A 477-nucleotide genomic window follows, 5' to 3' on the forward strand; every position below is an offset into this window, starting at 1 on the left:
GGATCTGGCTGTGCGTCGCCGAGCGCGCGCGGCGCAGGTCCTCGTGGTAGACGTCCGTCAGCACCTGGTCGTTCGTGTAGGCATGAATCGTCGTCATCAGGCCGGTTTCGAGGCCGATCTTGTCGTTCAGCGGCTTGAAGAGCGGAGCCAGGCAGTTCGTCGTGCACGATGCGTTCGAGATGACGGTGTGCTCGGCCTTCAGCACGTCGTGGTTCACGCCGTAGACGATCGTCGCGTCGACGTCCTTGCCGCCCGGCGCCGAGATGATCACCTTCTTCGCGCCGCCCTTCAGGTGCGCGCTCGCCTTTTCCTTCGACGTGAAGAAGCCCGTGCATTCCATCACGACGTCGACGCCCAGCTCGCCCCACGGCAGCTCGGCCGGGTTGCGGTTCGCGAGCACGCGAATCCTGTCGCCGTTCACGACGAGGTAATCACCGTCGACCGACACTTCGCCCGGGAACTTGCCGTGCGCGGTGT

General features: G+C 65.0%; 1 protein-coding gene. It reads right to left on the reverse strand.

Going from position 1 to position 477, the window contains the following annotated elements; genetic code table 11:
• On the reverse strand, positions 1-477 hold a 477-nt coding region (locus J5M56_RS24905; protein WP_207938049.1), incomplete at both ends, for an aldehyde dehydrogenase.

The organism is Pseudomonas sp. 51_B (genome assembly GCF_017491595.1).
GTDB lineage: Bacteria > Pseudomonadota > Gammaproteobacteria > Pseudomonadales > Pseudomonadaceae > Aquipseudomonas > Aquipseudomonas promysalinigenes.